This is a genomic window from Synechococcus sp. A10-1-5-9 (assembly GCF_047716785.1).
Taxonomy (GTDB): domain Bacteria; phylum Cyanobacteriota; class Cyanobacteriia; order PCC-6307; family Cyanobiaceae; genus Synechococcus_C.
In genome coordinates, this window is record NZ_CP180406.1 from 314,428 (window position 1) to 341,158 (window position 26,731).

Sequence of the window (26,731 nt, forward strand, 5' to 3'; positions counted from 1 at the left end):
GATGCTTTCAACTCGACGGTGAAATCGGAGCGGCGGGATTTGAACCCACGACCCCCACTACCCCAAAGTGGTGCGCTACCAAGCTGCGCTACGCCCCGTCAGATTCAAGTTATCACAAGGCATCCACGGCTTTGATCCTCCTACGGATGCGGGCGAGAAGACGGGCGCTGAGCTTGTCTCTTGATTCGCCCGTGTACCCCCAGATGCGCAATTCTCGGGAGAGTTGACGCAGCTCCCGTAGCGACATCGAGGCGAGCTGCAATTCCGGCAAGGTTCTCCAGGCTCGTGAGGTCATCGGTAGGGGAGCTCTTGCTCCCCGTCCCCCCAGGTTGATCGTGCCGTCAGCGATCCATTCCGGGATCAGCACCACCAGCACGGCAATCAGTCCGTAGAGCTCAACCAGTCCCTTCGGGAGCGGATGGAGGCGTCTCCTCTCTGTTGGTTTGGGAGGCTTAGACACAGGACTTCAGTCGTCAGAGCGCGAGGGTTCCAGTCTGGTTAGGACTGCGATCGAGCCCAGGACCAGGGTCCCGCCAGAGGAAGGGCTGCCTGTCCGTGGACGGTGCTCGGAGCGAAAACGCCAGGGCGAACACCATGAGCATCGTTGCGGCCAAGATGGCGATCACCCAGCGGTCCGGAAGGGATCTGTTCACGGGTTCAGGTTGATTGGACTGTTGTCTCCACGCAGCACGCAGTGGCTGATCGACCAGTCGTAATGCGTCCAAACCTTCGCTGGTAATCGGTACTCGGCGCCTTCAAAGGCCCCCAGAGTCACGCCTGTCGGCATTGCTGAGCAGTAGGGCCTGCTGCCTGGCCTTGCCAGGTACTGCTGGTGATAAGACTCGGCGAAATAGTAAGGGCGATCTGCGGCGATCTCCGTGGTGATTGCACCGCGGCCTGCCGCCGACAGAGCGTTCTGATACCACTCTCGGCTTGCCTGGACCCGTTCGATCTGTCGGGCATTCGTGGTGTAGATCGCTGATCGGTACTGGCTGCCGCAGTCATTGCCCTGGCGATCTCCCTGGGTTGGGTCATGACATTCCCAGAACAGCTTGAGCAGATCACTCACATCGATGGCGGGTGAGCTCCACACCACGCGCACCACTTCTGTATGTCCTGTGCGTCCGCTGCAAACCTGGTCATAGCTCGGATGATCCGTCTCTCCGCCTGCGTATCCAACGGAGGTTGAAATCACACCAGGAAGTCTCCAGAACCCTTTTTCGGCGCCCCAGAAACAGCCACAACCGAAAATGATCTCTTCCTGATCCTCCATCAGAGGAGCTTTAAGCGGCGACCCAAGCACGACGTGGCGCTCAACTCCGTCGCCCTGCTCACGAGTCCCTGTGGAACCTGTCAACCAGTTGGGGAGCATGGCAACGACGTTTCAGGTTCCAAATTAGGTCGTTGTCCCTGGATCCAGGCGGATGTGATTCAACAGGGTCGTGACAAAGGCGAAGAGCAGGAATGGAAGGCTTAGAACGAGAATCAGCCCCACACCCACCAAGGCAAAGAGCGGTCTGGACGACCCCATGAGCGCTAAGCCTGAGGCGAGGCTCACAAAGATCACAGCCATCCAGGCCAGGATTTGGCCGTAGATATCACCAAACGTGAGGGTACAGCGAACGTGAAATGGGGTTTCGGTGCCTGACGTCATGATTCCAGGGCAGTGAACTCAGCTAAGCCGAGGTCGGGAGCTTTGTCCGCCGTTCATTGCGCAAGCTTTGCGTCAGGCCACCGATTCCAGTCGTTCTTCGGCCTGTTCCCTCTCCCAGAGACTGCGGTAGAGGCCTTGTTCCTTGATCAATTGGTTGTGATGACCTTCCTGAACGAGACGGCCCTCCTCCAGCACGAGGATGCGATCGCACGCGGCAGCGGCAGAGAGCTGGTGGCTGATCATCACCACGGTTCGCTGGGTCTGACGTCGCACCGACGTGAGGATCTCTGCGGCCGTGTTGTTGTCCACGCTGGCCAGGGCGTCATCCAGCACCAGAACAGGACATCGCATCAGCAAGGCCCGGCCGAGGGCCGTGCGCTGACGCTGGCCGCCGCTGAGAGTGATTCCCCGTTCGCCGACGAGCGTATTCATGCCGTCAGGGAAACCCTTCACATCACCGAGTAATCGCGCCTGTTCTGCAGCGGATTCCACCCTGTCCAAGGACGCCTGAGGGTCCCCGTAGCGGAGATTATCCGCCAACGTGTTCGTGAAAAGATAGCCCTCCTGGGGAACCAGAGCGATCTGAGCGCGTAGATCGTCGAGGCGAAGCCTGGTCACGTCCTGGCCATCGAGAAAAAGTTCTCCTGCCGGCACATCCACCATTCGGCCCAGAGCTCTCGCCAGGGTGGTCTTGCCACATCCAACTGGCCCTACGACAGCCACGAGTTCTCCTGCGCTGATGCTGAAGCTGAGTCCGTTCAACGTGTCCTTTGCGCTGTCCTCGTAACGAATGTGCAGGTTGCGGGCCTCAAGTTCGCCACGCACTGGTTGTTGAAGAGTGATGGGATGGCGACTGTCGCGGATCAGGGGTCTGCGCGACAGCAGTTCCTCCACTCGTTCCAGACTCACCTGACCCGTCTGAAAGGTGTTCAAGGTGAAGCCCAGCAGAGCGGTCGGGAACACGAGCCTTTCCACGTAAAGGATCAGCGCCACGAGTCCTCCGATTGACAGGGTGCCCTGTTGCAGCTGGCCACTGCCGAGAGCCAGAAGCAGGAGGAGGGACATCGAGGAAATCCCCTCGAGCAGAGGAAACAATGTGCTGCGAGTTTTGGCCAGTTGGATGGCGGAATCTCGATAGCGACGATTCCTGGAACTGAATGCATCCAGTTCCTGATCCTCCTGGTTGTAGATCTTGATGGCGGCGATGCCCGAAAGGTCCTCCTGAATCAGTTCGCTCAGTCCAGCCAGGGCCTCCTGCTGTCGTCGCTGCTGATGCATCATCCGCCGCCCGAAAAGACGAACGGACCCCAGCATCACGGGGTAAAGAGCAATGGCAGCAACGGTGAGCCCCGGGTCGATCGCCAGCATCGCCGGCAAGGTGAAGGCATACGCCAGGGCTGTGTTTGTAAGGCTGAGCACTGCGAAACCAAGCAGCCGGCGAACGTTCTCCACATCACTGGTGGCCCTGCTGATGACCTCACCGCTGCCGGTCTTCTGAACCCAACCGGGCTCCTGTTGCAACATCTGGTCAAAGAGCTTCTGGCGCAGCTCCACTTCCACCTGCCTTCCCACCCCGAAGACGAGTTGTCGGGAGTACAGCCGCACCACGGCCATCGAGCTCGCCAGCAGAACGATCCAGCCGGCCTGGGTCAGCACATCCGACAGCGCAAAGTCGCTCTGAAGGTCGTCAACCACGCGACGTACCTCCAGTGGGATGGTGACACTGAGAATGTTCACCACCACCAGCGCGATGGCACCCAGAATCACCGTTCGACGGTGGGGTTTCAGATAGCGGCCGATCAGATCGAGGCGGAAGGCGGCCATCGGAGATCCTGAACAAGCAACAACTTAGGCAGTGGCATGAGGCAGGCTGCAGCGATCCGCATGCCAGGTGTGTCCAATTCCGATTCCGATGATCAGAACCATCCTCTGGAAGCAATTGATCGCGACACGGTGGATCGCCTCCTGGCCTGTGAACGCCCTGGTCCTCAAGACATCACAGATTTGGCTCGGCTTTTCACGCGGTACGAGATGTTTCCAGGCGCCGCTTCCCTTCGCAACGATCTCGATCGGGTCCTGACCTTCTGGGCGATCACTCGTGATGAACTCAACAGCCGAGCTCGCAAACTCTGGTCCTCAGGCTTCCGTCCTGGTCAATCGGGTGCAGAGGATGTGGGATCCGGATTCGATGCTCAGCAATCCGACAGCCCGTGAAGCTGCGACGAGCAGACGCCAGCAGAACTGGTCACAAATTCAATCCTGAGTAATAGTAGAAACATCCCCATCATCCGGCCCGGCGTGCTTTTGCACCCGGGTTTTTTTCTGTTCACTGCTCATCGTTTGAAGTTTTGAAGGCTCTGCCTCATGGTTTCTTTGCCTAATCCCTGGTCCAAGCGCCTGGATCATCTGCTTGACGGCGGTGTGTTTGGTCATGCCGAAGCGACAGAGTTGATGGAGGCCTGGCTTGCCGAAGCACTGACACCCGTTCAGACCGGCGCCTTCCTCGCAGCCTTTCGCTCTAGGGGGGTGGACGGAACCGAACTGGGAGCCATGGCGGCCGTGCTGCGCCAGGCCAGTCCTCTTCCCTGTGACAGACCATCCCTGCGCATGGTCGATACCTGCGGCACCGGAGGCGATGGTGCTGACACCTTCAACATTTCCACGGCCGTGGCGTTCACAGCTGCAGCCTGCGGAGCCACGGTGGCGAAACACGGAAACCGAAGTGCCAGCGGCAAGGTCGGTTCTGCCGATGTTCTCGAAGGGTTGGGTCTTCATCTCAAGGCTCCTGCTGACCAAGTGGTGAAGGCCTTGCCAGCCACCGGGGTGACCTTTTTGTTCGCACCTGCCTGGCATCCCGCACTGGTGAATCTCGCTCCTCTGCGCAAGAGCCTCGGAGTGCGAACGGTTTTCAACCTGCTTGGTCCTCTCGTGAATCCCCTGCGGCCCGATGGCCAGGTGCTCGGCGTTGCGACCGATGACCTGCTTGACCCGATGGCTGAGGCTCTGCGTTCGTTGGGGCAGGACCGGGCTGTGGTGGTTCACGGATCCGGTGGTTTGGACGAAGCCTCCCTGGCCGGTCCCAATCCTGTGCGCATTCTGGAAAACGGCCATGTGCGCTCCGAATGGATTGCTCCAGAGGATTTGGGTCTGCAGCAGACACCGCTCGACGACCTGCGTGGTGGTGATCTGCTCTGCAATCAGACCATTCTTGAGGAACTGCTAAAGGGACGCGGCAGTCAGGCCCAGAATGAGGTGGTGGCGTTCAATGCGGCGCTTGTGCTCTGGGTCGCGGGTGTTGAGTCCGATCTCAGCCGCGCTGCCCAGCAGGCTCTCGATGCCCTTGCCCAGGGCTCCCCTTGGCGTCGTCTTGAACAACTTCGCGATGCCCTGACCCCCGCCAAGGAAGAATGAACGTGTCCGACTTGCTGAAGGGATCGGTTCAACAATGATGACAGCCTCATCCGGGAACCCGGCGATGCTGATGCTCGCTGATGGAACCGTGTTTCAAGGTCTGGCCTGTGGAGCGGTCGGCAGTGCCGTGGGTGAGGTGGTCTTCAACACGGGGATGACCGGTTATCAGGAAGTGATGACGGATCCCAGCTATTCCGGTCAGCTGGTCACATTCACCTATCCCGAGCTGGGCAACACCGGTGTGAATGATCACGATCAGGAGGCAGACCATGCCCACGTGCGTGGGTTGATCGCCCGTCAGCTCTCTCCGGTCTCCAGCAGCTGGCGATCCACTCAGAGCCTGCAGGCCTGGCTGGAACAGCAAGGTGTCGTTGGTATTCAGGGGATCGACACGCGTGCCTTGGTGCGCCACTTGCGTGAAACAGGAGCGATGAATGGAATCATCAGTTCCTCCGGACGTTCTCCAGCCGATCTGAGGGAGGAGCTTCGTGCTGCACCTTCAATGGAGGGGCTCAATCTTGCTGATCGGGTGACAACGCAGACCCCCTACACCTGGGAAAAGCCCTGCAGCGTTGCGTTCGACCGTCGTCTGCAATCCAGCCGATCTGAACGGCCTTATCGCGTCGTGGCGATTGATTTCGGGATCAAACGGGCCATCCTCGACCGCCTTGTGAGTCATGGTTGCGCTGTCACGGTGGTCCCGGCCTCGGTGGATTTGAACACCGTGCTCGCCCATGAGCCGGAGGGGGTCTTCCTGTCCAACGGGCCTGGTGACCCCGCGGCCGTGACCCATGGCATCGATCTGGCCCGTGGCCTTCTTGAGCATCAAGCCCTGCCTTTGTTTGGAATCTGCCTCGGTCATCAGATTCTCGGCTTGGCGCTCGGTGGTGAGACGTTCAAGCTCGGGTACGGCCATCGCGGACTCAACCATCCCTGCGGTACATCCGGTCAGGTGGAGATCACCAGCCAGAACCATGGCTTCGCTCTGGATGCCTCAAGCCTTCCCCAGGACAAGGTGGAGATCACTCATCTGAATCTCAACGACCGCACAGTTGCGGCGATTGCCCATCGTCATCAGCCGGTCTTCAGTGTTCAGTACCACCCAGAAGCCAGTCCTGGACCCCATGATGCGGATCATCATTTTTCCCGATTCGTGACACTGATGTCGGATCGCCGCTGAACCGTGGTCTGTTCCGGTGTTGATCCCTACACTTCGCACGATGCATCCAGGGGGGTCTGTTCCCATCACTGAACTCCAGCGACTGACGGTTTCGCTACGCGGCGGATTCGAACAGAAGGGTGGGTGTCTGGTTTTTCACTTCACCGGACAGCTGGATGCCTTCTCCGAGAAGCAGTTCCTCAGCTACGTGGCTGATGTGCTCAAGGCCAATGCTTCCTCAACGGTTCTCGATTTGAGCAAGATCGACTTTCTTGATTCATCCGGTTTGGGCGCTCTGGTGCAACTCGCCAAACAGTGCAACGACTCCAAACGCAGCTTCGTGGTGGTGGGTAATGCTCGCGTCAGCCAGACTGTGAAACTGGTCAGGCTTGAGGCGTTCCTTCACCTCGTGAACGATCTGGAGTCGGCTTTCACCCAGCTGGCCGCTTGAGCGACTGGGTCCGGATTCAGCAGGCTCTGCCTTCGCAATCCGTTGATCTAGGTCCCCTCCAGCTTGCCTGGCTCGGTGATGCCGTCTGGGAACTGCATCAACGACTTCGCCATTGCCGACGTCCAGGACGGGCGTCTGATCTGCACCGGTCGGTTGTCGCCGAGGTCCGGGCGGATGCGCAAGCTCTCGCCTTGGAGCGACTTCGGCCCATGTTGACTGAGTTTGAAAGCGATCTGGTCCGTCGCGGCCGCAACCGCGCCGGGAGGGGGCCGCGCGGTGGCGACCCCGCTGCCTATGGGAAGGCCACAGGATTTGAGACAATGGTTGGCTGGCTCTATCTTCACAATCCGACGCGGCTTGCCCAGCTTCTGGATCGCCTTGAGGAGACCGAATCAGCCCTGTCATAACCATCGATCCCATGAGCTCCCGTTTTGAACGCCGCCCGTCCCGTCCCCCACGCGGTGGAGATCCCGGGGGAGGTCGTCCGTCCAGAGGAGGTCCTCGCGGAAGTTCGGCTCGGATGGATGAACGAGGACCGGGCCGTGATCGCCGTGATCGCCGTGATGGCAGCGACGAGCGAAGGGAGTCTCCTTGGCGAGTCGAGCGGAGTGGCGATACCAAGCGACGGGTCCCCGCCAGAGGTGGGTCTAGTGATTACGCGCGATCAGTCAGTAGAGCTGGCGTCCGATCTGTGGACGTTGCAGCACGCGGGCGTCGGGATCAACGCAGCTCTGAGCGTCGCCTCTCTGAACGCAATCGTGAGGTGCCTCTGCGGTCCCGTGATGGTGAAGCCAGGGGAAGCCGTTCGCAAGATAGTCGATCGCTGCGATCAGACCGCCAAGACCGTCGTTTTGATGAGAAGCCCCGGGGCGAGGCCAAGTCCCACTCCGCAGATTCCGTTGCTGATGATCTCCTCTGGGGCCGTCATGCCACCCAGGCAGCTCTGGAAGCCGGTCGCCCCATTCACCGGATCTGGTGCACCAGTGAGATGCGGAGTGCACCGCGTTTCATGCAGCTCCTTCGAGACGCCAAAGCCTCAGGTGTTCTGGTGGAGGAGGTGACCTGGGCCCGACTGGCCCAGATGACCGGAGGGGCTGTCCACCAAGGCATCGCCCTGCAGACCGCTGCTGCTGAGACCCTTGATCTTTCCGATCTCATCGAGGGCTGTGCCGCACTCCAAGAAGCTCCCCTGCTGCTGGCACTGGATGGTCTGACCGATCCTCATAATCTGGGCGCCATCGTCCGCTCTGCGGAAGCTCTCGGCGCTCATGGCGTTGTGCTTCCCCAACGCCGAAGCGCTGGATTGACAGGATCTGTGGCCAAAGTGGCAGCTGGTGCCCTCGAACACCTCCCGGTTGCGAGAGTGGTGAATCTCAACCGTTCGTTGGAAACTCTCAAAGATGCCGGGTATCGGGTGGTGGGCCTGGCTGAGGAGGGTGACCAGACGCTGGAAGAAGTCGACCTTGATGGTCCATTGGTGGTGGTGACCGGTTCGGAGGACCAGGGACTGTCGATGTTGACGCGCCGCCATTGCGATCACTTGATCCGCATTCCCCTCCGAGGCATCACTCCGAGTCTCAATGCGTCGGTTGCCACTGCTCTTTGCCTCTACGAGGTGGCCCGTCGTGGCTGGATGAAAGGCCTGCGTGGTCAGAACCCTTCGCCGCAGATCGTGCGCCCAAGATTGCCAGCGGCACCGAAGACCCGCAGCGTCGTGAAGCCTCAGGAAACAGTGCTGGATCTTCAGCTTGAACGCTCGACCGAGATTCCAACACCCAGTTTCGATGGAAGTGTCGAACTTTGAAAGCCGAGCGTGCTAAATCAAGGCACAATGACGGAGTCTTCACAGCTCCGCCATGAGCCCGCTGATTTGGCCGATGCGCTCCCTTGCCAACGGCCTTGGACTCGCATGGTGGGCCAAAGTTCACACCCGTAATCCGAGTGTGACTTACTGGTTCGGACCTTATGTCCGCCGCTCCGGTCTTGAGAAAGCTCTCCCAGGATTTCTCGCAGACCTCGAATCTGAGTCACCCGATTCGATCGAGCAATCCCTGATCCGCTGTCGTCGTACGGAGCCGTTCACGATTGAGTCTGCGTCCTGAGAGGCTCTCTGGCATTTCGACTGGCTGATAGCGTCTCAGCTGCACGAAAGTTCTGACCATGGCGATCGCCGAATGGCGTCAGCAATTGGCGAACGGAGAGGTTTCAGCACGGGAGCTCACCGACCACCATCTGGCCAGGATCGAAGCGGTTGAACCTGGAATCCATGCCTTCCTTGAGGTCACCGCGGAGCGGGCCAGGGCCGATGCCGATCGAGTTGATGAAGCCCGTGCCGCCGGTGAGGACTTGCCTCGTCTCGCCGGGGTTCCTTTAGCCATCAAGGACAACCTCTGTACACGTGGTGTTCGTACCACTTGCTCCAGTCGGATGCTGGAGCAGTTCGTTCCCCCCTATGAGTCCACGGTGACCGAGCGCCTCTGGGCTGCTGGAGCCGTTCTGCTCGGTAAGACGAATCTCGATGAGTTCGCCATGGGTGGATCCACGGAGACATCCGCCTTCGGGCCCACGGCGAACCCCTGGAATCCTGACTATGTCCCTGGCGGCAGCTCCGGTGGAAGCGCTGCGGCGATGGCGGCCGGCGAGTGTCTGGCCTCCATCGGTTCCGATACCGGCGGTTCGATTCGTCAGCCGGCCTCGTTCTGCGGCGTGGTCGGTCTTAAGCCGACGTATGGGCGTGTCAGTCGCTATGGACTCGTTGCCTTCGCCAGTTCCCTCGACCAGGTCGGTCCCTTCAGCCATTCCGTGGCCGATGCCGCGGAGCTGCTTCAGGTGATGGCGGGTGCGGATCCCCGCGATTCCACCTGTCTCAATGCTCCCGTTCCGGATTACTGCGCGGCACTGGGGCGTCCCGTGGAAGGCCTGAAAGTTGGACTTGTGAGGGAATGCTTCGAACAGGAGGGTCTGGATCCTCAGGTGAAAGCATCCGTTCTTGCTGCTGCGCAGCAGCTGCAGGCCCTTGGGGCGGATTTGGTGGATGTGAGCTGTCCCCGGTTCAACGACGGGATCGCCACCTACTACGTGATTGCACCGTCTGAGGCATCGGCCAACCTCGCCCGTTACGACGGTGTGAAGTATGGATACCGGGCTGAGGATGCAGCCTCGCTGGCCGCGATGACCGCACGTAGCCGTGCCGAAGGATTCGGCAGTGAGGTACAGCGCCGCATCCTGATCGGCACCTATGCGCTGTCGGCGGGCTATGTGGATGCTTACTACAAGAAGGCCCAACAGGTGCGCACGCTGATCCGGCGTGACTTCGATGCCGCATTCCAGTCAGTGGATGTGCTGCTGACGCCAACTGCTCCCGGTACGGCCTTTAAGAACGGCGCCCACGCGGATGATCCGCTGGCGATGTACTTATCTGATTTGCTGACGATTCCGGCCAATCTGGCGGGTCTTCCGGCGATCAGCCTCCCCTGCGGCTTTGATAACGGAGGACTGCCGATCGGAGTGCAGCTGATTGGAAACGTGCTCGAGGAGCCGCGCCTCTTGCAGGTTGCTCACCAGTACGAACAGGCAGCCGATGTCATGAAATCCCGTCCAGAGGGGGCGTTCATCCCAGGCTGAACGTTGCCAGCTGGTTCGATTGGATCCAATTCACGCTAGATGCGGTGTTGGCGACTCGGTCCTGCCCCTGCATCTTGCGCCGGCGCTTAGGCTATGCCTATGGCATTTGTTCCCCTTCACAACCACAGCGATTACAGCCTCCTGGATGGCGCATCTCAGCTGCCCCAGATGGTTGAGCGTGCCAAAGAGCTGGGAATGCCGGCACTGGCTCTGACGGACCATGGTGTGATGTATGGAGCCGTGGAGCTGCTGAAGCTCTGCAAGGGGGCGGGGATCAAGCCGATCATCGGCAATGAGATGTACGTCATCAATGGGTCCATTGATGACCCACAGCCCAAGAAGGAGCGGCGTTATCACCTGGTTGTGTTGGCGAAAAATGCTGTCGGCTATCGAAATCTCGTCAAGCTGACCAGCATCAGTCACCTGCGCGGCATGCGCGGTCGGGGAATTTTCTCCCGAGCCTGCATCGACAAGCACCTCCTCAAGCAGTACAGCGAGGGTCTGATCGTGGCAACCGCCTGTCTAGGCGGAGAGATTCCTCAGGCCATCATGCGTGAGAGACCCGATGTGGCCAGGGACGTGGCCCGGTGGTACCAGGAGGTGTTCGGAGAGGACTTTTATCTTGAGATCCAGGATCACGGCTCTCCCGAAGATCGCATTGTGAATGTGGAGATCGTCAAGATCGCGCAGGAGCTCGGTATTCAGGTGGTGGCCACCAACGATGCCCACTACCTGACCCGTCATGACGTGGAAGCCCATGACGCCCTCCTCTGCGTGCTCACGGGCAAGCTGATCAGCGACGAGAAACGCCTTCGTTACACCGGCACTGAATATCTCAAGAGTGAAGAGGAGATGGGCCGGTTGTTTGCCGATCACCTTGACCCTGCTGTGGTGCAGGAGGCCATTGCCAATACTGTGTCTGTGGCGGAGAAAGTTGAGGACTATGACATCCTCGGCCGCTATCAGATGCCCCGCTTCCCAATCCCTGAGGGGCATACGCCGGTCACCTACCTGCATGAGGTCACCGAGCAAGGTCTGCGTGATCGGCTTGGATTATCCAGCAACGACACGATCGAGGAGACCTACGCCGATCGTCTCGCCCATGAACTTCAGATCATGGAGCAGATGGGATTTCCCACCTACTTCCTTGTGGTGTGGGACTACATCCGTTTCGCCAGAGAGCAAGGTATTCCAGTCGGTCCTGGCCGCGGCTCGGCGGCTGGCTCGCTCGTGGCCTACGCCCTTGGAATCACCAATATCGACCCGGTGAGCAATGGCTTGCTGTTTGAGCGCTTCCTGAACCCAGAACGCAAGTCGATGCCTGATATCGACACCGACTTCTGCATTGAACGCCGGGGCGAGGTGATCGACTACGTCACGCGCCGTTACGGCGAGGAGAAAGTGGCGCAGATCATCACCTTCAACCGGATGACGTCGAAGGCTGTGCTCAAGGATGTGGCCAGGGTGCTGGATATTCCCTATGGCGACGCCGACCGGCTCGCGAAGCTCATCCCGGTGGTACGCGGAAAGCCAGCCAAGCTCAAGGCAATGATCGGCGATGAGTCGCCGAACCCCGAATTCAAGGAGAAATACGACAAGGACCCTGTGGTTCAACGCTGGGTTGATATGGCCATGCGCATTGAGGGCACCAACAAGACCTTTGGTGTGCACGCTGCCGGTGTGGTGATTGCCGCGGATCCCCTTGATGAGTTGGTCCCCCTGCAACGCAACAATGACGGTCAGGTGATCACCCAGTACTTCATGGAAGACGTGGAGTCCATGGGGCTCCTCAAAATGGATTTCCTGGGGCTCAAAAATCTCACGATGATCGACAAGACCCTTGAGCTTGTTGCTCAGAGCAGTGGGGAACGGATTGATCCCGACAAGCTCCCCCCTCAGGATCAGGGGACCTTTGATCTTCTGGCCCGCGGTGACCTGGAGGGCATTTTCCAGCTTGAGTCGACCGGGATGCGTCAGATCGTGCGCGATCTCAAACCGTCGTCACTGGAGGACATTTCTTCAATCCTGGCGCTGTATCGCCCTGGCCCTCTCGATGCCGGACTGATTCCCAAGTTCATCAACCGGAAGCATGGACGCGAGGCGATCGACTTCGCTCACAGCACCCTGGAGCCGATTCTCAGCGAAACCTACGGAATCATGGTGTATCAGGAGCAGATCATGCGCATCGCCCAGGATCTTGCGGGTTACTCCCTGGGGGAAGCAGACCTTCTGCGCCGGGCCATGGGCAAGAAAAAGGTGTCTGAGATGCAGAAACATCGGGGCATCTTTGTGAAGGGCGCCTCCGAGCGCGGTGTCGACGACAAGGTGGCCGATGAACTCTTCGACCAGATGGTGCTCTTCGCCGAATACTGCTTCAACAAGAGTCATTCCACGGCGTATGGGGCGGTGACCTATCAGACCGCTTATCTCAAAGCGCACTATCCGGTGGCGTACATGGCTGCGCTGCTGTCCGTGAATGCCGGTGCCAGTGACAAGGTGCAGCGTTATATCTCCAACTGCAACGCCATGGGCATTGAGGTGATGCCTCCGGATGTCAACGCATCGGGCACCGACTTCACCCCCCGCGATCAACGCATCCTGTTCGGCCTCTCCGCGGTACGCAATCTCGGCGACGGAGCGATCCGTGCTCTGATTCGTTCCCGAGAAGCGGATGGACCCTTTGAATCCCTCGCTGATCTGTGCGATCGCGTGCCTTCCAGCGTGATCAATCGCCGCAGCCTCGAATCACTGATTCATTGCGGTGCGATGGATGCCCTTGAGCCAGAGGCCAACCGTGCCCAGTTGATCGCCGATCTCGATCTGCTGCTGGACTGGGCGAATTCCCGTGCCCGGGATCGCGCCAGTGGTCAGGGCAATCTCTTCGATCTGATGGCAGGCTCTGCAGACGGGGATTCCGATGCTCCATCTGACCTGAGCCTGGCGCCCAAGGCTGCACCGGTGAAGGACTATCACCCCAGCGAAAAGCTCAAGCTCGAGAAAGATCTGGTGGGTTTCTACCTTTCAGACCATCCGCTCAAGCAGCTCACCCCTCCGGCCCGACTGCTGGCACCGATCGGGCTTGCTGGTCTGGAGGAGCAAGCGGACAAGGCCAAGGTGAGCGCCATTGCCATGGTGAGCGAAATGCGTCAGGTGACGACGCGAAAGGGTGACCGCATGGCTGTGCTTCAGCTGGAAGATCTGACGGGCTCCTGTGAGGCAGTGGTCTTTCCCAAGAGCTATGCGCGGCTTGCGGATCATCTTCTTGTCGAAGCCCGCCTACTGGTTTGGGCTGCTGTTGATCGCCGCGATGAGCGTGTTCAGCTGATTGTGGATGACTGCCGTGCCATCGATGATTTGCGCCTCCTCATGGTGGAGCTGGATGCCGATCAGGCCAGTGATGTGGCTGTTCAGCACAAGCTGAGGGAGTGCCTGCAGGCGTACCGACCCGATCAGGATGAACTCGGGGTGCGCGTTCCGGTGGTCGCCGCCGTCCGACGGGGATCGGATGTTCGCTACGTGCGGTTAGGTCCCCAATTCTGCGTCCGAGATGTGGCTGCTGCGCAAAAGCATCTGTTGGACAGCTCCTTCAGGGTCAGTTGCAGTGACCCGCTGTTGGTTTGAGATTGGGTCTGAAGACGAGGGATTGAAGCGAACGATTTCAGCTCTGCTTCTGGGCTCGGATCGAACTGCGCAGTCTCTGCAGGTTGGGTTTGATGTGCTCGATTCCAAGCAGAGTTCCGGGTTGGGGTTCCCAGCTCGCTGACAAAACGCCGTAACTCAGTCCAACAAGGCCAAGCAGAAAAAACAAGCCGGACGTGACCAGCGTGATTCCAGGCGGGATGTCAAGGATGCCTCGGCTCACCAGCACGTAGCTTCCGACAAACACGCCCATTCCCATCAAGGAAGGGAGTCCGGTCGCGATGGCCACCCTCCGAGCCATCCGATTGGCCACATCTTTGGGAATCGGCTGGTTGACCGAAGGAGTGGGTGCCGATCGGCGCGGTTCAAACGGCAGGGGATCGCGTCGTTCGGCCATGGCTCACGAAGAAACTGGAACCGCGGATCAGCCGCGGATGCCCAGTTTGGCGATCAGATCCGTGTACCGCTTCTCGCTCTTGTTACGCACATAGCCGAGCAGGCGCTTGCGACGGCCGATCATCTTCAGAAGACCCTGACGAGAGGAGAAGTCGTGAATGTTCTGCTGCAGGTGGCTGCTCAGCTTCGAGATGCGCTCTGTGAGCATGGCCACCTGAACCTCAGCCGATCCGGTGTCGGTGGCGTGGGTCTGATGAGCGTTGATCAGTTCTTGCTTTTCGGTGGTATCGAGCGACATGCGCGGCGTCTGGCCCTGACAGTGCAAACAAACAATTTACTCTGCCGTGGGGCCCTAGGCCGATTGGCTCAACCACTTCAGGCTTGCCCGTAACCAGGCGTCGCCGTCATCCTCTGCGGGCACGTCGGTCCCTGTTGCCACGGCACGCATGGCTCTGCGGATTTCCAGATCTTCGTAGCCAAGGGTTTCGAGGGTGATCTGAAGCTCCCTTAAGGATGTCTCCCCGAGGGGAATCTCCTTCACATCACTGCGATCCACGAGGGACAGGCTTGGTTCCTGCAACGGTGCCCAGGCACCGAGGCGATCACGCAGTTCCACCGCGATCCGCTCAGCGGTGCGTTTGCCAACACCTTGCGCCTGCGTGAGGCGTTTCAGGTCGCCATCAACGATGGCAGCCACGAGCTCTTCAACTCGGCAACAATCGAGTAATGCCAGGGCCATCTGCGGACCAACCCCATTGACGCCAACAAGGGTTCGGAACAGATCGCGTTCCTGTTGCTCGCAGAATCCGTACAAGGTGGATCCATCCTCCCGCTGCACTTGGTGCACCCAGAACGTGCAGGAGGTGACATCCATCTGTCGGCTCTGATCCCTGGAGGTGAGCTGCACCTCGTAACCGACTCCGCCGCAGGCGATCACCACCCCACGACGACCACCTTGCTCCCAGCTCTGGATTCTTTCTCCCTGCAGCCAGCCGATCATGGGAGAGTGTCTGTTGAAGCCATGCTGCCTGATCTGTCCAGCCCGTTCTCCATGCCCGTTCCGTTTCGTCGCTGGCTCCGGATCGCGGTAACAGGCCTGCTTTATTTGGTGATGAGCATTGGGCTCTCTGCATGCGTGGCATCCGATCAGCCTCCTCGCTCCGTGCTGCTGAGTGCGTTGGGCCAGCAGATTCAGCTCACGCAGACCTCCATCGCCCGTTCCCTTGATCTGGACGCTGGGGGTGTTCCCGAGGTGAGCAGGGTGCGGCTGGAAGATCAGGACGCGATCCGCATCGGTGAGCAGAAAGGCGTGCATCTCACCGGTCGCTTTGACTGGCGTCTGCCCGGTGACGCTGTCAAGGTGGATAGCGCCTTTGAGCTGTACCTCGAACGGGGTGAACGCGGTGAAAGCTGGCGTTTGGCGATTCCAAGCGGCTCTGATGACGGCGCATCGCAGGCCTGGATCACCTACCCCCTCGCCATCGACTGACGGGCGCTCAAGCTGATCAGCGTGGCTCCAAGAACACACAGTGCTCCAACAATCACGCTCCCAGTAACCGGCTCTGCGAAGAAGAGCACACCCCAGAGGGTCGCGAACACGACTTGGACATAGTTGATCGATGTGGCTCGGGCCGCTGGCATGGCTGCCAGCCCCTGGGTGAGCCAGATCTGCCCCATCTGGGTCATGAGACCGACCCCGACAAGCCAGACCCAGTCCATGCCGGTCGGGAGAACGAACCTGCCCACGAGCAGCGGCAGTGTGGCGGGCACAGAGACCAACGGGAAATAAAACACGATCACCAGCGGATGTTCCCTCCCGGACAGCTGACGCACGCTCACATAGGCCAGGGCTGTCATCAGGGCTCCACCGAGTCCGATCAGCGCCGCCACGGTCGGGAGTCCTGCCACGGACTGACCCATCCATTCGGGCTGGACCACCAGGATCACTCCGATCAGGCCGAGCACGATGGCCAGTCCGATGCGTTTGCGGATCGGTTCCTTGAGCAGAGCCCAGGCTGAGAGCGCCGTCAGCGTGGGATAGGTGTACTGAATCAGGGTCGCTGCCGCGAGGGGCAAACTCGCCAACGCCTGGAAGAAGAGCAGCAGCGCGATGGTGCCGAGCGCCCCGCGCATCAGCAGGAGTCCTTTCTGATGCCCCCAGGGCGAGACGTTCACCTGCGCAAGCATCGTCAGGGTGATCGCAATGCTGATCAGTGATCGGATCAACACGATCTCCGCCACAGGCAAACGGCCCCCGAGGTGTTTCACGCAGACCGTCATCAGGCTGAAAGCCATTGCTGCACCCAGCAAAGAGGTGCAGGCTCTCCACTCTTGGGGTGACTGCGTTCCGCGGATCGCTGCCAGCAGGCTCCGCATCAACACGTCCGCAACCACTCCAACAACCTTGCCACCCGTAGGGACGAACGGTTTCCCTCGGCGGATTTCTCGTCGCAAGCGCCTGGGTCTTCCACAATGGGGTGATGGTGAGTGCCCGTCTGCATCCCCGAACCATTGAGGCCGTCAAGGAGCGTGCCGACATCGTTGATGTGGTGGGTGAGCACGTCGTGCTCAAAAAGAAGGGCAGAGAGTTTGTTGGGATCTGCCCCTTCCACGACGACAGCAAGCCGTCGATGACGGTGTCGCCGGCGAAGCAGTTTTACTACTGCTTCTCTTGCGGTGCGGGAGGAAACTCCATCAAGTTTCTGATGGAGTTTCAGCGCCAGAGCTTCAGCGATGTGGTGCTGGATCTGGCCCGTCGTTATCAATTGCCTGTGGAGACCGTCGATGGTCCCCAGCAGGAGCGGTTGAAGCAGCAGCTGTCGCGTCGGGACACGTTGCATCGGGTGCTGGCGTTGGCCGCTGGTTGGTTTCGGAGCCAGCTGAAGGTTGCATCCGGTGCTGATGCGCTGCGCTACTTGCAAGACAAGCGTGGACTCAGTGACGCCACTCTTGAGCAGTTTGAACTGGGTTATGCGCCGGATCAGTGGGATGGTCTGCTGAAGCACCTCCAGCAGATTGAGGGTCTGGATCCTGAGCATCTCGAAGCCGCAGGTCTGGTGGTGCCGAGAAAGGGCGGCAATGGCTTCTATGACCGTTTCAGGCATCGAGTGATGGTGCCGATCAAGGACCGTCAGGGACGGGTAATCGGTTTCGGCGGCCGCAGTCTTGATGGCACCGAACCCAAATACCTCAACTCTCCGGAAACCGAGGTGTTTGAGAAGGGCAAGCACTTGTATGGCCTTGATCGGGCGGCATCCGCAATCCGCAAAGACGACCGTGCCGTTGTGGTGGAGGGTTACTTCGACGTGATCGCCCTGCATGCTGCGGGCGTGACCAACGCCGTGGCTTCCCTGGGGACGGCCTTGAGCAGCCAGCAGATCACCCAGTTGTGCCGCTGCTGCGATGGCAAGCGCATCGTGCTGAACTTCGATGCTGATGGTGCCGGCGTTCGCGCCGCCAATCGCGCCATCGGCGAGGTGGAACAGCTGGCCCTTCAGGGACAACTTGAGCTGCGTGTTCTTCACCTTCCTTCTGGAAAGGATCCCGATGAATTCCTCAAGGACCATGGCGCCGGTGACTACAGGGCCCTTCTGGATCAGGCGCCTCTCTGGCTCGACTGGCAGATCGAGCAGGTGCTGGAGGGACGGGATCTCAGCAAGGCTGACCAGTTCCAGCGTTCCGTTTCCGCCCTAGTGGAACTGCTGGGCAAGCTTCCTCAGTCGGCGATTCGCACCCATTACATCCAGCAAGTGTCCGAGCGCCTCAGCGGCGGTCAGGGGCGCTTGGCTCTTCAGCTGGAGGAAGACCTGCGTCAGCAGGTTCAGGGTCAGCGCTGGCATGGACGCTCAGCCCGTCATGAGAAATCGGGGGAAGCGAGTCAGCGAGAGCGTTGTGAAGCGGAGATCCTGCGCCTGTACCTTCATTGCCCCTCACACCGTGGCTCGATCCGGCAGGAGCTGCGCAGGCGTGAACTCGAGGACTTCGCCTTGCAGCACCACCGTCTGCTCTGGTCGTGCCTCACGGAGCTGGAGGAAGGAAATCTTGGCAGTGTGCGCTTGGAATCCATCAGTCGCGGTGAGGATCGAGGCGATGACTTGGCTGATCTGGATCTGCCCCGCCTGCTCACCGATCAACTGCTTCTGGAAAACAGCAGCCTTGTGACACGCCTCACACCCCTGCTGGAGCCTGGCGAGCTTCAGAAGGTCGCCTTGTCCCGGCCGATGGAACAGCTGCGAGGAACGGCCGCCATGCTCGAGCGTCAGAAAAGCCACAAGCGCTGCCGCCACCTGCTTGAGGCCTGGGCCGGGCAGCGGCTTCAGACGCTTGAGCGTTGCATTGCCGTGCTGATCGATGAGGAGCGTGAGCAGCAACAGCCCCAAACCGTCGACATGGAGCAGCGGATTCAAGCCATGTTCGACGATCTCAATGCCGAAGCCCTGCGTTTTCAGGAGCTGTACTACAGCGAACGCCGCCACATCCTGCATCTGGATCAACAGCGCTGCGCTGGCTATGGCGACGGCATCTCTCCTGCGGACTCGGATGCATCGGCCATGAGCGCCTGAGTCAACCGTGTGATCTGCCATGCGTCGGCAGGGTCGGAGTTCCGCTGGCGTCGCAGGCCGGGGAGAGTCAGTGTCGGATCCTCGCGTCAGCGACAATCTCAACGAACTCCTGAAAGCCTGATGGGTGTTTTCGAGCGCTTTCTCAGTCTGTGGGTCGCTTTGGCGATCATCGCGGGCGTGGCACTCGGTGCAGCGGTTCCTGCCCTGCCGGAGGTGATCGCATCCCTTGAAGTGGCAGGGATCAACATCGCGATCGCTCTGCTGATCTGGGGAATGATCTACCCGATGATGCTGGCGGTTGATTTCTCCGCGATCAGAGGTCTCAGCCGTCAACCGCGCGGTCTGCTCATCACCGTTGCTGTGAACTGGCTGATCAAGCCGCTCACGATGACAGCGCTGGCCTGGCTGTTCATCCGCGGCCTGTTCTCTCCCTGGATTCCCGCTGAACTCGGTGATCAGTACGTGGCCGGCATTATCCTGCTTGGCGTAGCCCCCTGCACCGCCAGGTGTTCGTCTGGAGCCGTCTCAGCGATGGAGACGCCAATTACACCCTGGTGCAGGTAGCGGTGAACGACCTGATCATGGTGTTTGCCTTCGCTCCGATTGCAGCCATGCTGCTCGGCGTGAGTGAGGTTCTTGTCCCTTGGGACACCCTGATCGCGGCTGTCGGATTGTTTGTTGTGGTTCCGCTAGCGGCCAGTTGGCTGACCCGGGTCTTTCTGCAGTCTTCGACTCGCATCAGCAGGCTTGAGCATCGCCTTAAACCGCTCACCGTGGCGTGCCTCATCGGCACCGTGTTGCTCCTGTTCATGGTGCAAGCCGGATCGATCCTTGCGGACCCTCAGGCCATCGTGCTGATCGCCGTGCCTCTGATCTTGCAGACCTATCTGATCTTCTGGATCACGGCGCAGTGGATGCGGCTCTGGGGTCAGCCGCATGCCATTGCTGCACCGGGAGCCATGATCGGGGCTTCGAATTTCTTTGAGCTGGCTGTTGCCGTGGCGATCAGTCTGTTCGGTTTGCAGTCCGGTGCTGCCTTAGCCACTGTGGTGGGAGTTCTGGTGGAAGTGCCGGTCATGCTCTCGTTGGTGGCGATCGCCAACCGCAACCGTCGTCTGTTTCCTGTTTGAGATGTCTGAATTTTTCGAGGCGATCTGGCACGGGGAGGGCATTGGCGATGGCGGTGACCTGGAGGAAGCCCTTCAGGCTTACGTGGCGGTGAAGCCCGACGACAACGACTGGATCAAGGCCTGCGCAGCCGAAGGCGCTGAGCCCCGCATCGATCGTTTCGCGTCTTTCGATGCCTACCTCGACAACGACGATGCCCTGGAAACCATTCCGGTGACGCCGCAGATGATTGTGGTGGCCATTGAGCAATTACCGGTCTGATGACGGGATCCTCAATTGACTTCAGTACCTGTGAGCCCGTCAATGGTCTCTGGCCTTCCCTGGTGGAGCGCTTGGGTCTCGAGAAGGCACAACGGGCTGCCCGTCAGGCCCTCGATCTGCAACGGATGTCGGGCCATGGCGGCACGCTTCCAGTGCTGTTCTGCGAAACCTGTGGACTGGCGTTGGCCAGTACCGATTCGCTGCGAGAGCAGACAGGGCTCAATGGCCATGGGGAGCACATGGTGCTTCTGTACAGCAGCCGTGCCCAGGAAGTGCAGCTGCTGCAGCACGCTTGAGTTCAATCCAGCTTGACCCCCAGCTGCATGGAGACGCTGTTGTTGATTTTCGGGCTCTGCAGTTCGTTGAAGATTGTCTGTCCGTTCAGTGACGTGAACAGTCTTTGATTACCCATCGGAAAGATCTTGAGTGCCACTGAAAAGGTGTTGTTTGTGGCGATGCCGTTGACATAGGCGCCTGTGTAGCTGTTGGTGACAGTGACGCTTGCGATGGAACTGGGTTTCCACTCCAGCTGCGCTCTCGCGGTGCTGGCGGCAAAGGTCTGTCCGCAGATTGGATCTGCATCACATCCACGGCCTCCCCAGATCTGCTGAACCGAGGGCCCCACAGACACATTCAATGTTGTTGTTTTGTTTTTGATCAGGTCGTAGCCCAGGCCAGCGGATCCCACAAACACGTCGGTTCCGATCGTGTTGAGCGTGTCGTAATTGAAGGTGGTAGTTGCATAAGCGTTCAGGCGATTCCCCAACGCTCGCGTGTAACGCAGTTCGCCTTCGCCTTCGTTGGTGTCCGTTGTGTTCGCTGTCTCTCCCTGGTCGCGTGTGACCTCGTAGGTGGCACGTCCTCTCACGCTCACACGGTCGGCACCTTTGCTGTAGCTGGTGTTGAGCTGAAAGGTTCCACCTGCGGAGAGATCGTTGTCTGTGTTGTTCGCAGAGAGTCCTCCGGACACACTCAGACTCCATGGCTTTGCTGGTGGTTCGACGATCAGAGCCGTGGCCGGAATGCGCAGCCGACCGAGCACTGGATGCAGAAGAATGGTGATGGTTTCTGTGGTCTCCTCCGGAACCAGCACGCCCTTCAGCGTGTCTCCGTTCTTCAGTTTGAGCGTGACCTGTTCTTTCTTTGCTACTGGAGCAGCCAGTGCTGAATGTCCGAACAGCAGAAGCGCTGCTGTGATGGGAAGTCTGCGCAGCACTTTCAAATCACTTTGCGACTGCAGATTTTGTCACAACACTCCTGGCTCGCTGTGTTCCCTGATGCCTGATCATTCCCGCCATGACCGTTCTCCAGCTGATGATGGCCTCTATTTGGTCCCCTACTGGCTGCAAGGCGGACGATTCTGGATCGTGATCCTGGCTGTGCTCCTTTGCGGCGGAGTGATCCTGCCGTTTTCAGCTGCCTGGTTCGGGCGTCGTGCGTTCTCCAGCGGCTTTGGCTACGGAGCGGCGGCCACGTTCTGTTCGCTGGTCAGAGACGACAAGGTGCTGTCCCCTGATGCCGCGGTGGAACAACTCAAGACGTTGAAGACCAGTTTCTCCCGAACCGGTGCGATTGATGCGCGTCATTTTCAAGACGGAGTCAGTCAGGTGGTCGCCTCCCTCGGTGATTGCGCTTTCCTCTCCCGTGGTTGACGCCAGGTTCAGGCTTGGACCACCGGCACATCGCTCAGGCGCGTGGTGGCGGCGCGGCCGAGCTGCCCACGCCGCATCGTCCAGCCCGGATGCAGGCCGCAGGCGGCCCACTGAATGGTTCCCCGCCCATGCCGCTGGTTGAGCTGGTCGATGGTGCGCATCAGCACCTCCCGGCGTGCCTGGTCCACAGCGCTGCAGGGCACCAGCAGATGGTGCTGCAGTTGCTCGGTGTCCTGCAGGTGCTGCATGAGGACTCCGGCCTTCGCCAATTGCCGATGGGGTTGAAAGATGCGCTCCACCAGGGGAAGGGCTGCCTGCAGCAGCACCTGGGTGTCGTTGCTTGGCAGGTCGAGAGAGGTGCTGGCGCTCCGGCTGTAGAAGGCGGGCACGAACGGGCTGGTGCGGGTGTACACACTCAGGGCCGCGGCCCGTTGATTCTGTCGGCGTAATTTCTCGGCCGCTCGCACCACATAGGTGGCTACGGCTTCACGCAGCTCCTCCACACAGGTGACCGGCCGACTGAAGCTGCGGCTGACGCAGGTTTCCTGTTTGGGTGCCGGGGTGAGATCGAGGGGGAGACAGGCGTGACCCTGCAGCTCGCGTTGCAGGCGTATTCCCACGACGCCTGCCTTGGCCCGCAGCGGACCGCTGGCCATGTCGCGCAGCTCGCGGGCATTGCGCACGCCTCGCAGTCGGCACCAGTGGGCCAGCTTGCGGCCGATTCCCCACACATCCTCGATGGCGATCGTCTCCAGCCAGCGATCCCCGTCGCCGCAGTCTCCGAGATCGAACAGGCCGGCATGGCTGGCCTCCACCTTCGCCAGTCGGTTCGCGAGCTTCGCCTGGCCTTTGCTCGCTCCCAGTCCGATGGCGATCGGCAGCCCCAGATTGCGCCGTGCCAGGGCCCGCATGCGTCGGCCCCAGGGTCGTAGATCGCCATCAGCAGGACGGCTGATGCGGGCGAAGGCTTCATCGATGGAATACACCTCGAGCTCTTCCACCTGGCTTTCCAGCAGACTCATCAGCCGCTGGCTCATGTCGGCGTAGAGGGCGTAGTTGGAGCTTCGCACCACCACTCCCTGGGCTTCCAGGTCCTGCTTCGCCTTGAAATAGGGGGTGCCCATAGCGATGCCGAGGGCCCGGGCTTCGGCGCTGCGGGCCACGATGCAGCCGTCGTTGTTCGACAGCACCACGACGGGGCGTCCCAGTAGGGCCGGATCGAGGCTCTGTTCGCAGGAGGCATAGAAATTGTTGGCATCGATCAGGGCGGTGACCCGGCTCATGGTGCTTAGAGGGGGTGAATCACATGGATGGCGACGCCCCAGATCTGCATGTCGCCGCAGTCCTCCAGTTCCAGGGGGGGATAGTCGGGATTGGCGGCCTCCAGCCGTAGTCGACCGCGATGGAGTGCCAGTCGCTTGAGTGTGAAACCGCCATCGAGCACCGCCACGACCACTCGACCCGGCCTGGGGTCGAGGCTGCGGTCCACCACCAACAGATCGCCGTCATGAATGCCGGCGCCGGTCATGGAATCACCGCTCACTCTCAGAAAAAATGTGCTGCTGGGATGGCGGATCAGCTGGTCGTTGAGATCGATTCCCACCTCCACGTAATCGTCCGCGGGGGAGGGAAAGCCCGCAGCCACCCGTTCGCCGGCCAGGGGCAGGTGGAGCGGACGCCGGTGGGAACACAGGGGCTGTGGCAACTGGCCGAAGGAGCGATCGAACGCCACAGAGACGAAACGAGCAAATCAGACTTCTAGATTAGTACAGGCGTTCTAATTGTCTGCGCTTGGGTGTTGCCCCAGGGTCTGGCGGATGCATGCAGCAAGCCCGGCAGCAATCAGCGCCTGAGCCTGGGCATCGAAGTGAACGCCATCCAGGATCGAGGGATTGGCGACGGGCTGCACGTCGAAACAGGCCACGTCGAGTTCAGCGGCCAGTCGGCGGTAGTGCTCTGCCAGTGCCTGGGATTTGAGCTCAGCGCCCTCGAACCCCCAGGTCAGCGACTGGGGAGTGATCCGGATGGCCGGTGGTGTCATCAAAATGATCCGCGGAGACGTAGGCGGATCAAGGCGGGGGCCACAATTCAGGGCTCTGCGGGTGTCATGAATCAGGATGCGAGCGCCTGCCGTGATCTGCTCGGCGGAGAGATTGAGATAGCCCTTGCAGTCATTGCAACCCAGCGCAAGGATCACCACATCAATCGGTTTGTGGCTGTGGAGAGCGGTCATGAGGCCTGATCGGCCGCTGCAGCTGTAGTCGCCGCCGTAGTTCGCGGTACCGATGGCATCGTCGTGCAGCCATGTACGGGAATTGAGTCCTTCCTCGACGGTCCGCCAAGGCAGCTCGGGCCTGGTTTGGTTGAGAGCATGCTCCAGCTGATTCGGCCACCGTGTTGGCTGCGGAAAGCGTCCGCTGCCGTCCGGGTTGAATCCCCAGGTGTTGGAATCGCCGAAACAGAGAATGGTTCGGGGATCCTGGATGGTTGCTGTCATGGAGGGCGAGGACACGCGTTGCTTCAGTTCAGCGACACCCGGTAGGCGGTGCCAATGCGGTTCCGATCAGTGAGGATGCCCGGATTGCGGACACACCCATGGCTGAGTCTCCCTATCTCATAGCTCTGGCCCTGATTGAACAGGGAGGGGCCAGAGCTCTCCCCCTTGCGGGTCGTTCACTCAAGGCCGATGAAGCCGTTGCCGATCAGCCAACACAAGCGGCCCACGGCCTGGCTCTGGAGCTGTTGCTGCGCGTCTGGCAACGCAGTGAAAACGGCCCCTTGAAGCGAGCCTGCGGGGTGGAGAGCCTGCTGCTGGTGGAGCTGGCGATGGAGCGTTTGCCCGAGGACCTTCCAGCGTTGAAAGCAGCCTGGTTGAACAGTGGCGATACCGAGGCGTTCCATGCCGGCCTACGGGCGATGGGTGGACGTGCCTGGACGATGAGTATCGCCAAATTCCAGCCGGTAACCCTGACGCCCTGGACTATTTAGTTGCCAGGGATCTGCTGGGGACCGTTCATGACAGCTCATGCCCGGTGGTAGGGGCTCCCTTGAAGAATGGCCTGCGCCCGGAACAGCTGCTCGAGCAACAGCAGCCGAGCGAGTTCATGGGGGAAAGTCATTGGTGAGAGGCTCAGCTGCCAGCGGGCTGCAGCTTTGAGCTCATCGGTGAGTCCATCGGCGCCGCCGATCACAAAAGCCAGGCGTTCATTGCCCAGACGCTCGAGCCGTTGAGCGAAAGGGATCGAAGCCAGTGGCGTGCCTTGCTCCATCAACATCACCGGCCATTCATCTGCTCGCAGCGTGGAGCGGATAGCCTCCGCTTCCTTCTCGGGTGTGCTGTCTTTGAGTTCCACCACCTGGAGGCCCTGGAGGCGTTTGAGGTAGAGGGCCACCCCTTCTTGGACCCAGCCCTTGCGCACCTTCCCAATAGCAATGATCCGGCAGCGAGAGATGTTCATGCCGCGTCGTCGAGAATCCAGGTGTCCTTGAGGCTGCCGCCGCGGTTCAGATTCACGATCGAGGAGCCAGGGGGCGCCACGCGAGTGAGCGCTTCTGGACGCACGGGCAAATTTTGTACGTTTTGTAGGAGAAACAGCCGGTTCTGATCGCCATGCAGATCCTCTGGAGAGGCCAGTGAAATTCCCATGGATTCAGCCAGAAAGCGGTGCTCACTGATCTCGGTACTGACGGCGCTGGGAGTGAGCAACACGATCAGTGGATCATCCTGATGGGGGCAGGGCTGATGCAGAGCATTGCGAAGCAGCTGCAGACCCTGCTGAACGGGCCGAGGTCAATGGGCTGAGTTCTGCGGCAGTCAGGCCGCCAAGGAGGCTTCTCGGATACGGACGGAGTAGCCATGGCCTCAGCCGGCGTCATCGTCTTCGAGCAGGAGCTGCCCGAACGCCACATACAGGCTTTCCTCTTCGCTGCCGGGAGTCACGGCCGGGCGTCGAGGACGGGTGTTTTTTCCCGGGCCGGCATTGCGGGCTGGCGTTGGGGCCGAAGACAGAACCCCCTCTTGGGGTGAGTTGTGTGCTGCTCCCCGCGTCTGTTGCCGGGATTCCGCCTCGGCTTTGGTCTCCGCTTGGCGAAGACGATCCAAGAGGTGCTCTGGAACGGTTCCATCGCCGCTGACGTTCATCAGTTCATGGAAGAGAGCCTGGGGATTCTCTTCTGTTTCCACCTTGTGGAGCCGCTCGCTGGCGCGAGGGGCCTCACTGGGCTTGTCAGCAGGGGTCGGCAGCGATTGCGGCAATTCCCGGCCCAGTTTCTTCAGCCGTTCGAGGCTGCGAGGGTCAAAGCTCATCAGCAGCCCAGGGTGTCGCGGGTGTCCCGTCCGGTCACGGGGTTGGTGCCCTCAGCCGCTGCGCAGAGGGTTTTGAGCACATCCCCTCTCAGGGGCACATTGGTGAAATCAGCGCCGCTGATCGTCACATCGATGAAACGGGTGTTGAACGCGAAGGCGTCTTCCAGAACGGCATCGGTGAGATCCGTGCCGTTGAGCACGGCGGAATCCAGCGTGGCGTCGCGGAGATTGGTGCGGCTGAGGTTGGCGTCCTGCAGCTTGGCGCCGTACAAGCTGGCTCCTTGCAGGTCACTACCCGAGAGATCAGCCTCGCGCAGGTTGGTGAGGTTGAAGGTCACCCCCTGCATCTCCCGGTTGGCGAAATCAGCTCCGATCAGCACCTGTTTGGCGTAATCCATCGCTGCCTCAGCGGAGGGAAGCAGCAGGCCGAACACCAGCAACAAGGCAAGCACTGGAGCCAGCAGACAGCGTTGCATCATTGAAATCAA

At 60.2% G+C, this 26,731-nt stretch carries 31 protein-coding genes, 1 tRNA gene and 2 pseudogenes; 16 read left to right on the forward strand and 18 right to left on the reverse strand.

The window, feature by feature from the left end; translation table 11 throughout:
- Positions 1-24: 24 nt before the first annotated feature.
- From ACLM45_RS02000 to ACLM45_RS02025, 6 genes are all read right to left on the reverse strand, one after another.
- Positions 25-98: transfer RNA gene (locus tag ACLM45_RS02000), tRNA-Pro, on the reverse strand.
- Between the two features lie 14 nt (positions 99-112).
- Positions 113-460, reverse strand: coding sequence for a hypothetical protein (locus ACLM45_RS02005; protein ID WP_006041210.1), 348 nt, complete (start codon positions 458-460; stop codon positions 113-115).
- A 13-nt stretch (positions 461-473) separates the two neighbouring features.
- Positions 474-653: a hypothetical protein gene (locus ACLM45_RS02010; protein ID WP_006041211.1), complete on the reverse strand. Its 180-nt coding sequence runs from the start codon at positions 651-653 to the stop codon at positions 474-476.
- Positions 650-1,372 carry a peptide-methionine (S)-S-oxide reductase MsrA gene (msrA, locus tag ACLM45_RS02015; protein ID WP_006041212.1) on the reverse strand — a complete coding sequence of 241 codons (723 nt, stop codon included), beginning with the start codon at positions 1,370-1,372 and terminating at the stop codon, positions 650-652. The genes ACLM45_RS02010 and msrA overlap by 4 nt, the downstream gene beginning before the upstream one ends.
- Positions 1,373-1,396: 24 nt before the next feature.
- Positions 1,397-1,654: a hypothetical protein gene (locus ACLM45_RS02020; RefSeq protein ID WP_006041213.1), complete on the reverse strand. Its 258-nt coding sequence runs from the start codon at positions 1,652-1,654 to the stop codon at positions 1,397-1,399.
- Between the two features lie 72 nt (positions 1,655-1,726).
- Entirely contained in the window at positions 1,727-3,478 is a 1,752-nt protein-coding gene (locus ACLM45_RS02025; protein WP_006041214.1) for an ABC transporter ATP-binding protein, read from the reverse strand.
- 60 nt (positions 3,479-3,538) lie between these two features.
- Between ACLM45_RS02025 and ACLM45_RS02030 the strand changes: the two genes are divergently transcribed.
- From ACLM45_RS02030 to ACLM45_RS02070, 9 genes are all read left to right on the forward strand, one after another.
- Positions 3,539-3,868, forward strand: coding sequence for a DUF3288 family protein (locus ACLM45_RS02030; protein WP_038004898.1), 330 nt, complete (start codon positions 3,539-3,541; stop codon positions 3,866-3,868).
- Between the two features lie 150 nt (positions 3,869-4,018).
- A complete protein-coding gene (trpD, locus tag ACLM45_RS02035; RefSeq protein WP_006041216.1) occupies positions 4,019-5,065 on the forward strand; it encodes an anthranilate phosphoribosyltransferase in 1,047 nt (348 codons plus the stop codon).
- Positions 5,066-5,102: 37 nt separating this feature from the next.
- Positions 5,103-6,245 (forward strand): glutamine-hydrolyzing carbamoyl-phosphate synthase small subunit, encoded by a 1,143-nt coding sequence (gene carA, locus ACLM45_RS02040; RefSeq protein WP_415410334.1) that lies wholly within the window; start codon positions 5,103-5,105, stop codon positions 6,243-6,245.
- 40 nt (positions 6,246-6,285) lie between these two features.
- On the forward strand, positions 6,286-6,675 hold the full coding sequence (locus ACLM45_RS02045; protein WP_006041218.1) for an STAS domain-containing protein: 390 nt from the start codon (positions 6,286-6,288) through the stop codon (positions 6,673-6,675).
- Positions 6,672-7,082 carry a ribonuclease III domain-containing protein gene (locus ACLM45_RS02050; RefSeq protein ID WP_006041219.1) on the forward strand — a complete coding sequence of 137 codons (411 nt, stop codon included), beginning with the start codon at positions 6,672-6,674 and terminating at the stop codon, positions 7,080-7,082. The genes ACLM45_RS02045 and ACLM45_RS02050 overlap by 4 nt, the downstream gene beginning before the upstream one ends.
- Before the next feature lie 11 nt (positions 7,083-7,093).
- Positions 7,094-8,479 (forward strand): 23S rRNA (guanosine(2251)-2'-O)-methyltransferase RlmB, encoded by a 1,386-nt coding sequence (rlmB, locus tag ACLM45_RS02055; RefSeq protein ID WP_415410336.1) that lies wholly within the window; start codon positions 7,094-7,096, stop codon positions 8,477-8,479.
- A gap of 52 nt (positions 8,480-8,531) precedes the next feature.
- On the forward strand, positions 8,532-8,777 hold the full coding sequence (locus ACLM45_RS02060; protein ID WP_038004256.1) for a DUF1816 domain-containing protein: 246 nt from the start codon (positions 8,532-8,534) through the stop codon (positions 8,775-8,777).
- A 58-nt stretch (positions 8,778-8,835) separates the two neighbouring features.
- Positions 8,836-10,299: an Asp-tRNA(Asn)/Glu-tRNA(Gln) amidotransferase subunit GatA gene (gene gatA / locus ACLM45_RS02065; RefSeq protein WP_006041222.1), complete on the forward strand. Its 1,464-nt coding sequence runs from the start codon at positions 8,836-8,838 to the stop codon at positions 10,297-10,299.
- A gap of 99 nt (positions 10,300-10,398) precedes the next feature.
- The gene (locus tag ACLM45_RS02070; protein ID WP_006041223.1) at positions 10,399-13,920 is read left to right on the forward strand and encodes a DNA polymerase III subunit alpha; all 3,522 of its coding nucleotides are present in this window, start codon (positions 10,399-10,401) and stop codon (positions 13,918-13,920) included.
- Positions 13,921-13,957: 37 nt separating this feature from the next.
- On the opposite strand, the gene ACLM45_RS02075 is transcribed toward ACLM45_RS02070, so the two are convergent.
- From ACLM45_RS02075 to ruvA, 3 genes are read right to left on the reverse strand one after another with little or no spacing between them, the layout of a single operon-like run.
- Positions 13,958-14,335, reverse strand: a complete 378-nt coding sequence (locus ACLM45_RS02075) for a PAM68 family protein (RefSeq protein ID WP_006041224.1) — start codon at positions 14,333-14,335, stop codon at positions 13,958-13,960.
- A 27-nt stretch (positions 14,336-14,362) separates the two neighbouring features.
- Positions 14,363-14,632, reverse strand: a complete 270-nt coding sequence (gene rpsO / locus ACLM45_RS02080) for a 30S ribosomal protein S15 (protein WP_006041225.1) — start codon at positions 14,630-14,632, stop codon at positions 14,363-14,365.
- A gap of 54 nt (positions 14,633-14,686) precedes the next feature.
- Entirely contained in the window at positions 14,687-15,334 is a 648-nt protein-coding gene (gene ruvA / locus ACLM45_RS02085; protein WP_415410338.1) for a Holliday junction branch migration protein RuvA, read from the reverse strand.
- Between the two features lie 21 nt (positions 15,335-15,355).
- On the opposite strand from ruvA, the gene ACLM45_RS02090 reads away from it, so the two are divergent.
- On the forward strand, positions 15,356-15,823 hold the full coding sequence (locus ACLM45_RS02090) for a hypothetical protein (RefSeq protein WP_006041227.1): 468 nt from the start codon (positions 15,356-15,358) through the stop codon (positions 15,821-15,823).
- Here ACLM45_RS02090 and ACLM45_RS02095 read toward each other — a convergent pair.
- Positions 15,802-16,710, reverse strand: coding sequence for a DMT family transporter (locus tag ACLM45_RS02095; protein ID WP_038004258.1), 909 nt, complete (start codon positions 16,708-16,710; stop codon positions 15,802-15,804). The two genes, ACLM45_RS02090 and ACLM45_RS02095, sit on opposite strands and share 22 nt — an antisense overlap.
- A gap of 104 nt (positions 16,711-16,814) precedes the next feature.
- Here ACLM45_RS02095 and dnaG point away from each other — a divergent pair, with 104 nt between their 5' ends.
- The 4 genes and pseudogenes from dnaG to ACLM45_RS02115 all read left to right on the forward strand — a co-directional run bounded on the left by dnaG (position 16,815) and on the right by ACLM45_RS02115 (position 20,581).
- Positions 16,815-18,896, forward strand: a complete 2,082-nt coding sequence (dnaG, locus tag ACLM45_RS02100) for a DNA primase (RefSeq protein WP_006041229.1) — start codon at positions 16,815-16,817, stop codon at positions 18,894-18,896.
- Between the two features lie 120 nt (positions 18,897-19,016).
- Positions 19,017-20,026 (forward strand): annotated as a pseudogene (arsB, locus tag ACLM45_RS02105) (ACR3 family arsenite efflux transporter).
- A gap of 1 nt (position 20,027) precedes the next feature.
- A complete protein-coding gene (locus ACLM45_RS02110; protein WP_415410339.1) occupies positions 20,028-20,285 on the forward strand; it encodes a hypothetical protein in 258 nt (85 codons plus the stop codon).
- Positions 20,285-20,581 (forward strand): hypothetical protein, encoded by a 297-nt coding sequence (locus ACLM45_RS02115; RefSeq protein WP_006041232.1) that lies wholly within the window; start codon positions 20,285-20,287, stop codon positions 20,579-20,581. Before ACLM45_RS02110 ends, ACLM45_RS02115 begins: the two co-directional genes overlap by 1 nt.
- 2 nt (positions 20,582-20,583) lie before the next feature.
- Here the strand turns inward: ACLM45_RS02115 and ACLM45_RS02120 are convergent, their stop codons facing one another.
- The gene (locus ACLM45_RS02120) at positions 20,584-21,501 is read right to left on the reverse strand and encodes a DUF481 domain-containing protein (RefSeq protein WP_415410340.1); all 918 of its coding nucleotides are present in this window, start codon (positions 21,499-21,501) and stop codon (positions 20,584-20,586) included.
- Between the two features lie 61 nt (positions 21,502-21,562).
- Here ACLM45_RS02120 and ACLM45_RS02125 point away from each other — a divergent pair, with 61 nt between their 5' ends.
- Positions 21,563-21,937, forward strand: a complete 375-nt coding sequence (locus ACLM45_RS02125) for a hypothetical protein (protein ID WP_415410342.1) — start codon at positions 21,563-21,565, stop codon at positions 21,935-21,937.
- 8 nt (positions 21,938-21,945) lie between these two features.
- Here ACLM45_RS02125 and ACLM45_RS02130 read toward each other — a convergent pair whose 3' ends face one another.
- The 3 genes from ACLM45_RS02130 to ACLM45_RS02140 are packed head-to-tail and all read right to left on the reverse strand — an operon-like array spanning position 21,946 to position 24,434.
- The gene (locus ACLM45_RS02130; RefSeq protein ID WP_415410344.1) at positions 21,946-23,220 is read right to left on the reverse strand and encodes a Y-family DNA polymerase; all 1,275 of its coding nucleotides are present in this window, start codon (positions 23,218-23,220) and stop codon (positions 21,946-21,948) included.
- Between the two features lie 5 nt (positions 23,221-23,225).
- Positions 23,226-23,669, reverse strand: coding sequence for a LexA family protein (locus ACLM45_RS02135; RefSeq protein ID WP_415410345.1), 444 nt, complete (start codon positions 23,667-23,669; stop codon positions 23,226-23,228).
- A gap of 45 nt (positions 23,670-23,714) precedes the next feature.
- The gene (locus tag ACLM45_RS02140) at positions 23,715-24,434 is read right to left on the reverse strand and encodes an SGNH/GDSL hydrolase family protein (RefSeq protein WP_415410347.1); all 720 of its coding nucleotides are present in this window, start codon (positions 24,432-24,434) and stop codon (positions 23,715-23,717) included.
- 98 nt (positions 24,435-24,532) lie between these two features.
- On the opposite strand from ACLM45_RS02140, the gene ACLM45_RS02145 reads away from it, so the two are divergent.
- Complete coding sequence (locus ACLM45_RS02145) at positions 24,533-24,925, forward strand: hypothetical protein (protein ID WP_415410349.1); 393 nt, start codon at positions 24,533-24,535, stop codon at positions 24,923-24,925.
- A gap of 35 nt (positions 24,926-24,960) precedes the next feature.
- Here ACLM45_RS02145 and ACLM45_RS02150 read toward each other — a convergent pair whose 3' ends face one another.
- From ACLM45_RS02150 to ACLM45_RS02165, 4 genes and pseudogenes are all read right to left on the reverse strand, one after another.
- Positions 24,961-25,395: a 23S rRNA (pseudouridine(1915)-N(3))-methyltransferase RlmH gene (locus ACLM45_RS02150; protein ID WP_415410351.1), complete on the reverse strand. Its 435-nt coding sequence runs from the start codon at positions 25,393-25,395 to the stop codon at positions 24,961-24,963.
- Positions 25,392-25,712 (reverse strand): annotated as a pseudogene (locus ACLM45_RS02155) (circularly permuted type 2 ATP-grasp protein); the annotation flags it as partial. The gene ACLM45_RS02150 and the pseudogene ACLM45_RS02155, both read right to left, overlap by 4 nt.
- A gap of 87 nt (positions 25,713-25,799) precedes the next feature.
- Positions 25,800-26,243 (reverse strand): hypothetical protein, encoded by a 444-nt coding sequence (locus tag ACLM45_RS02160; RefSeq protein ID WP_415410353.1) that lies wholly within the window; start codon positions 26,241-26,243, stop codon positions 25,800-25,802.
- Entirely contained in the window at positions 26,243-26,719 is a 477-nt protein-coding gene (locus ACLM45_RS02165; RefSeq protein WP_038004901.1) for a pentapeptide repeat-containing protein, read from the reverse strand. Before ACLM45_RS02165 ends, ACLM45_RS02160 begins: the two co-directional genes overlap by 1 nt.
- Positions 26,720-26,731 lie beyond the last annotated feature (12 nt).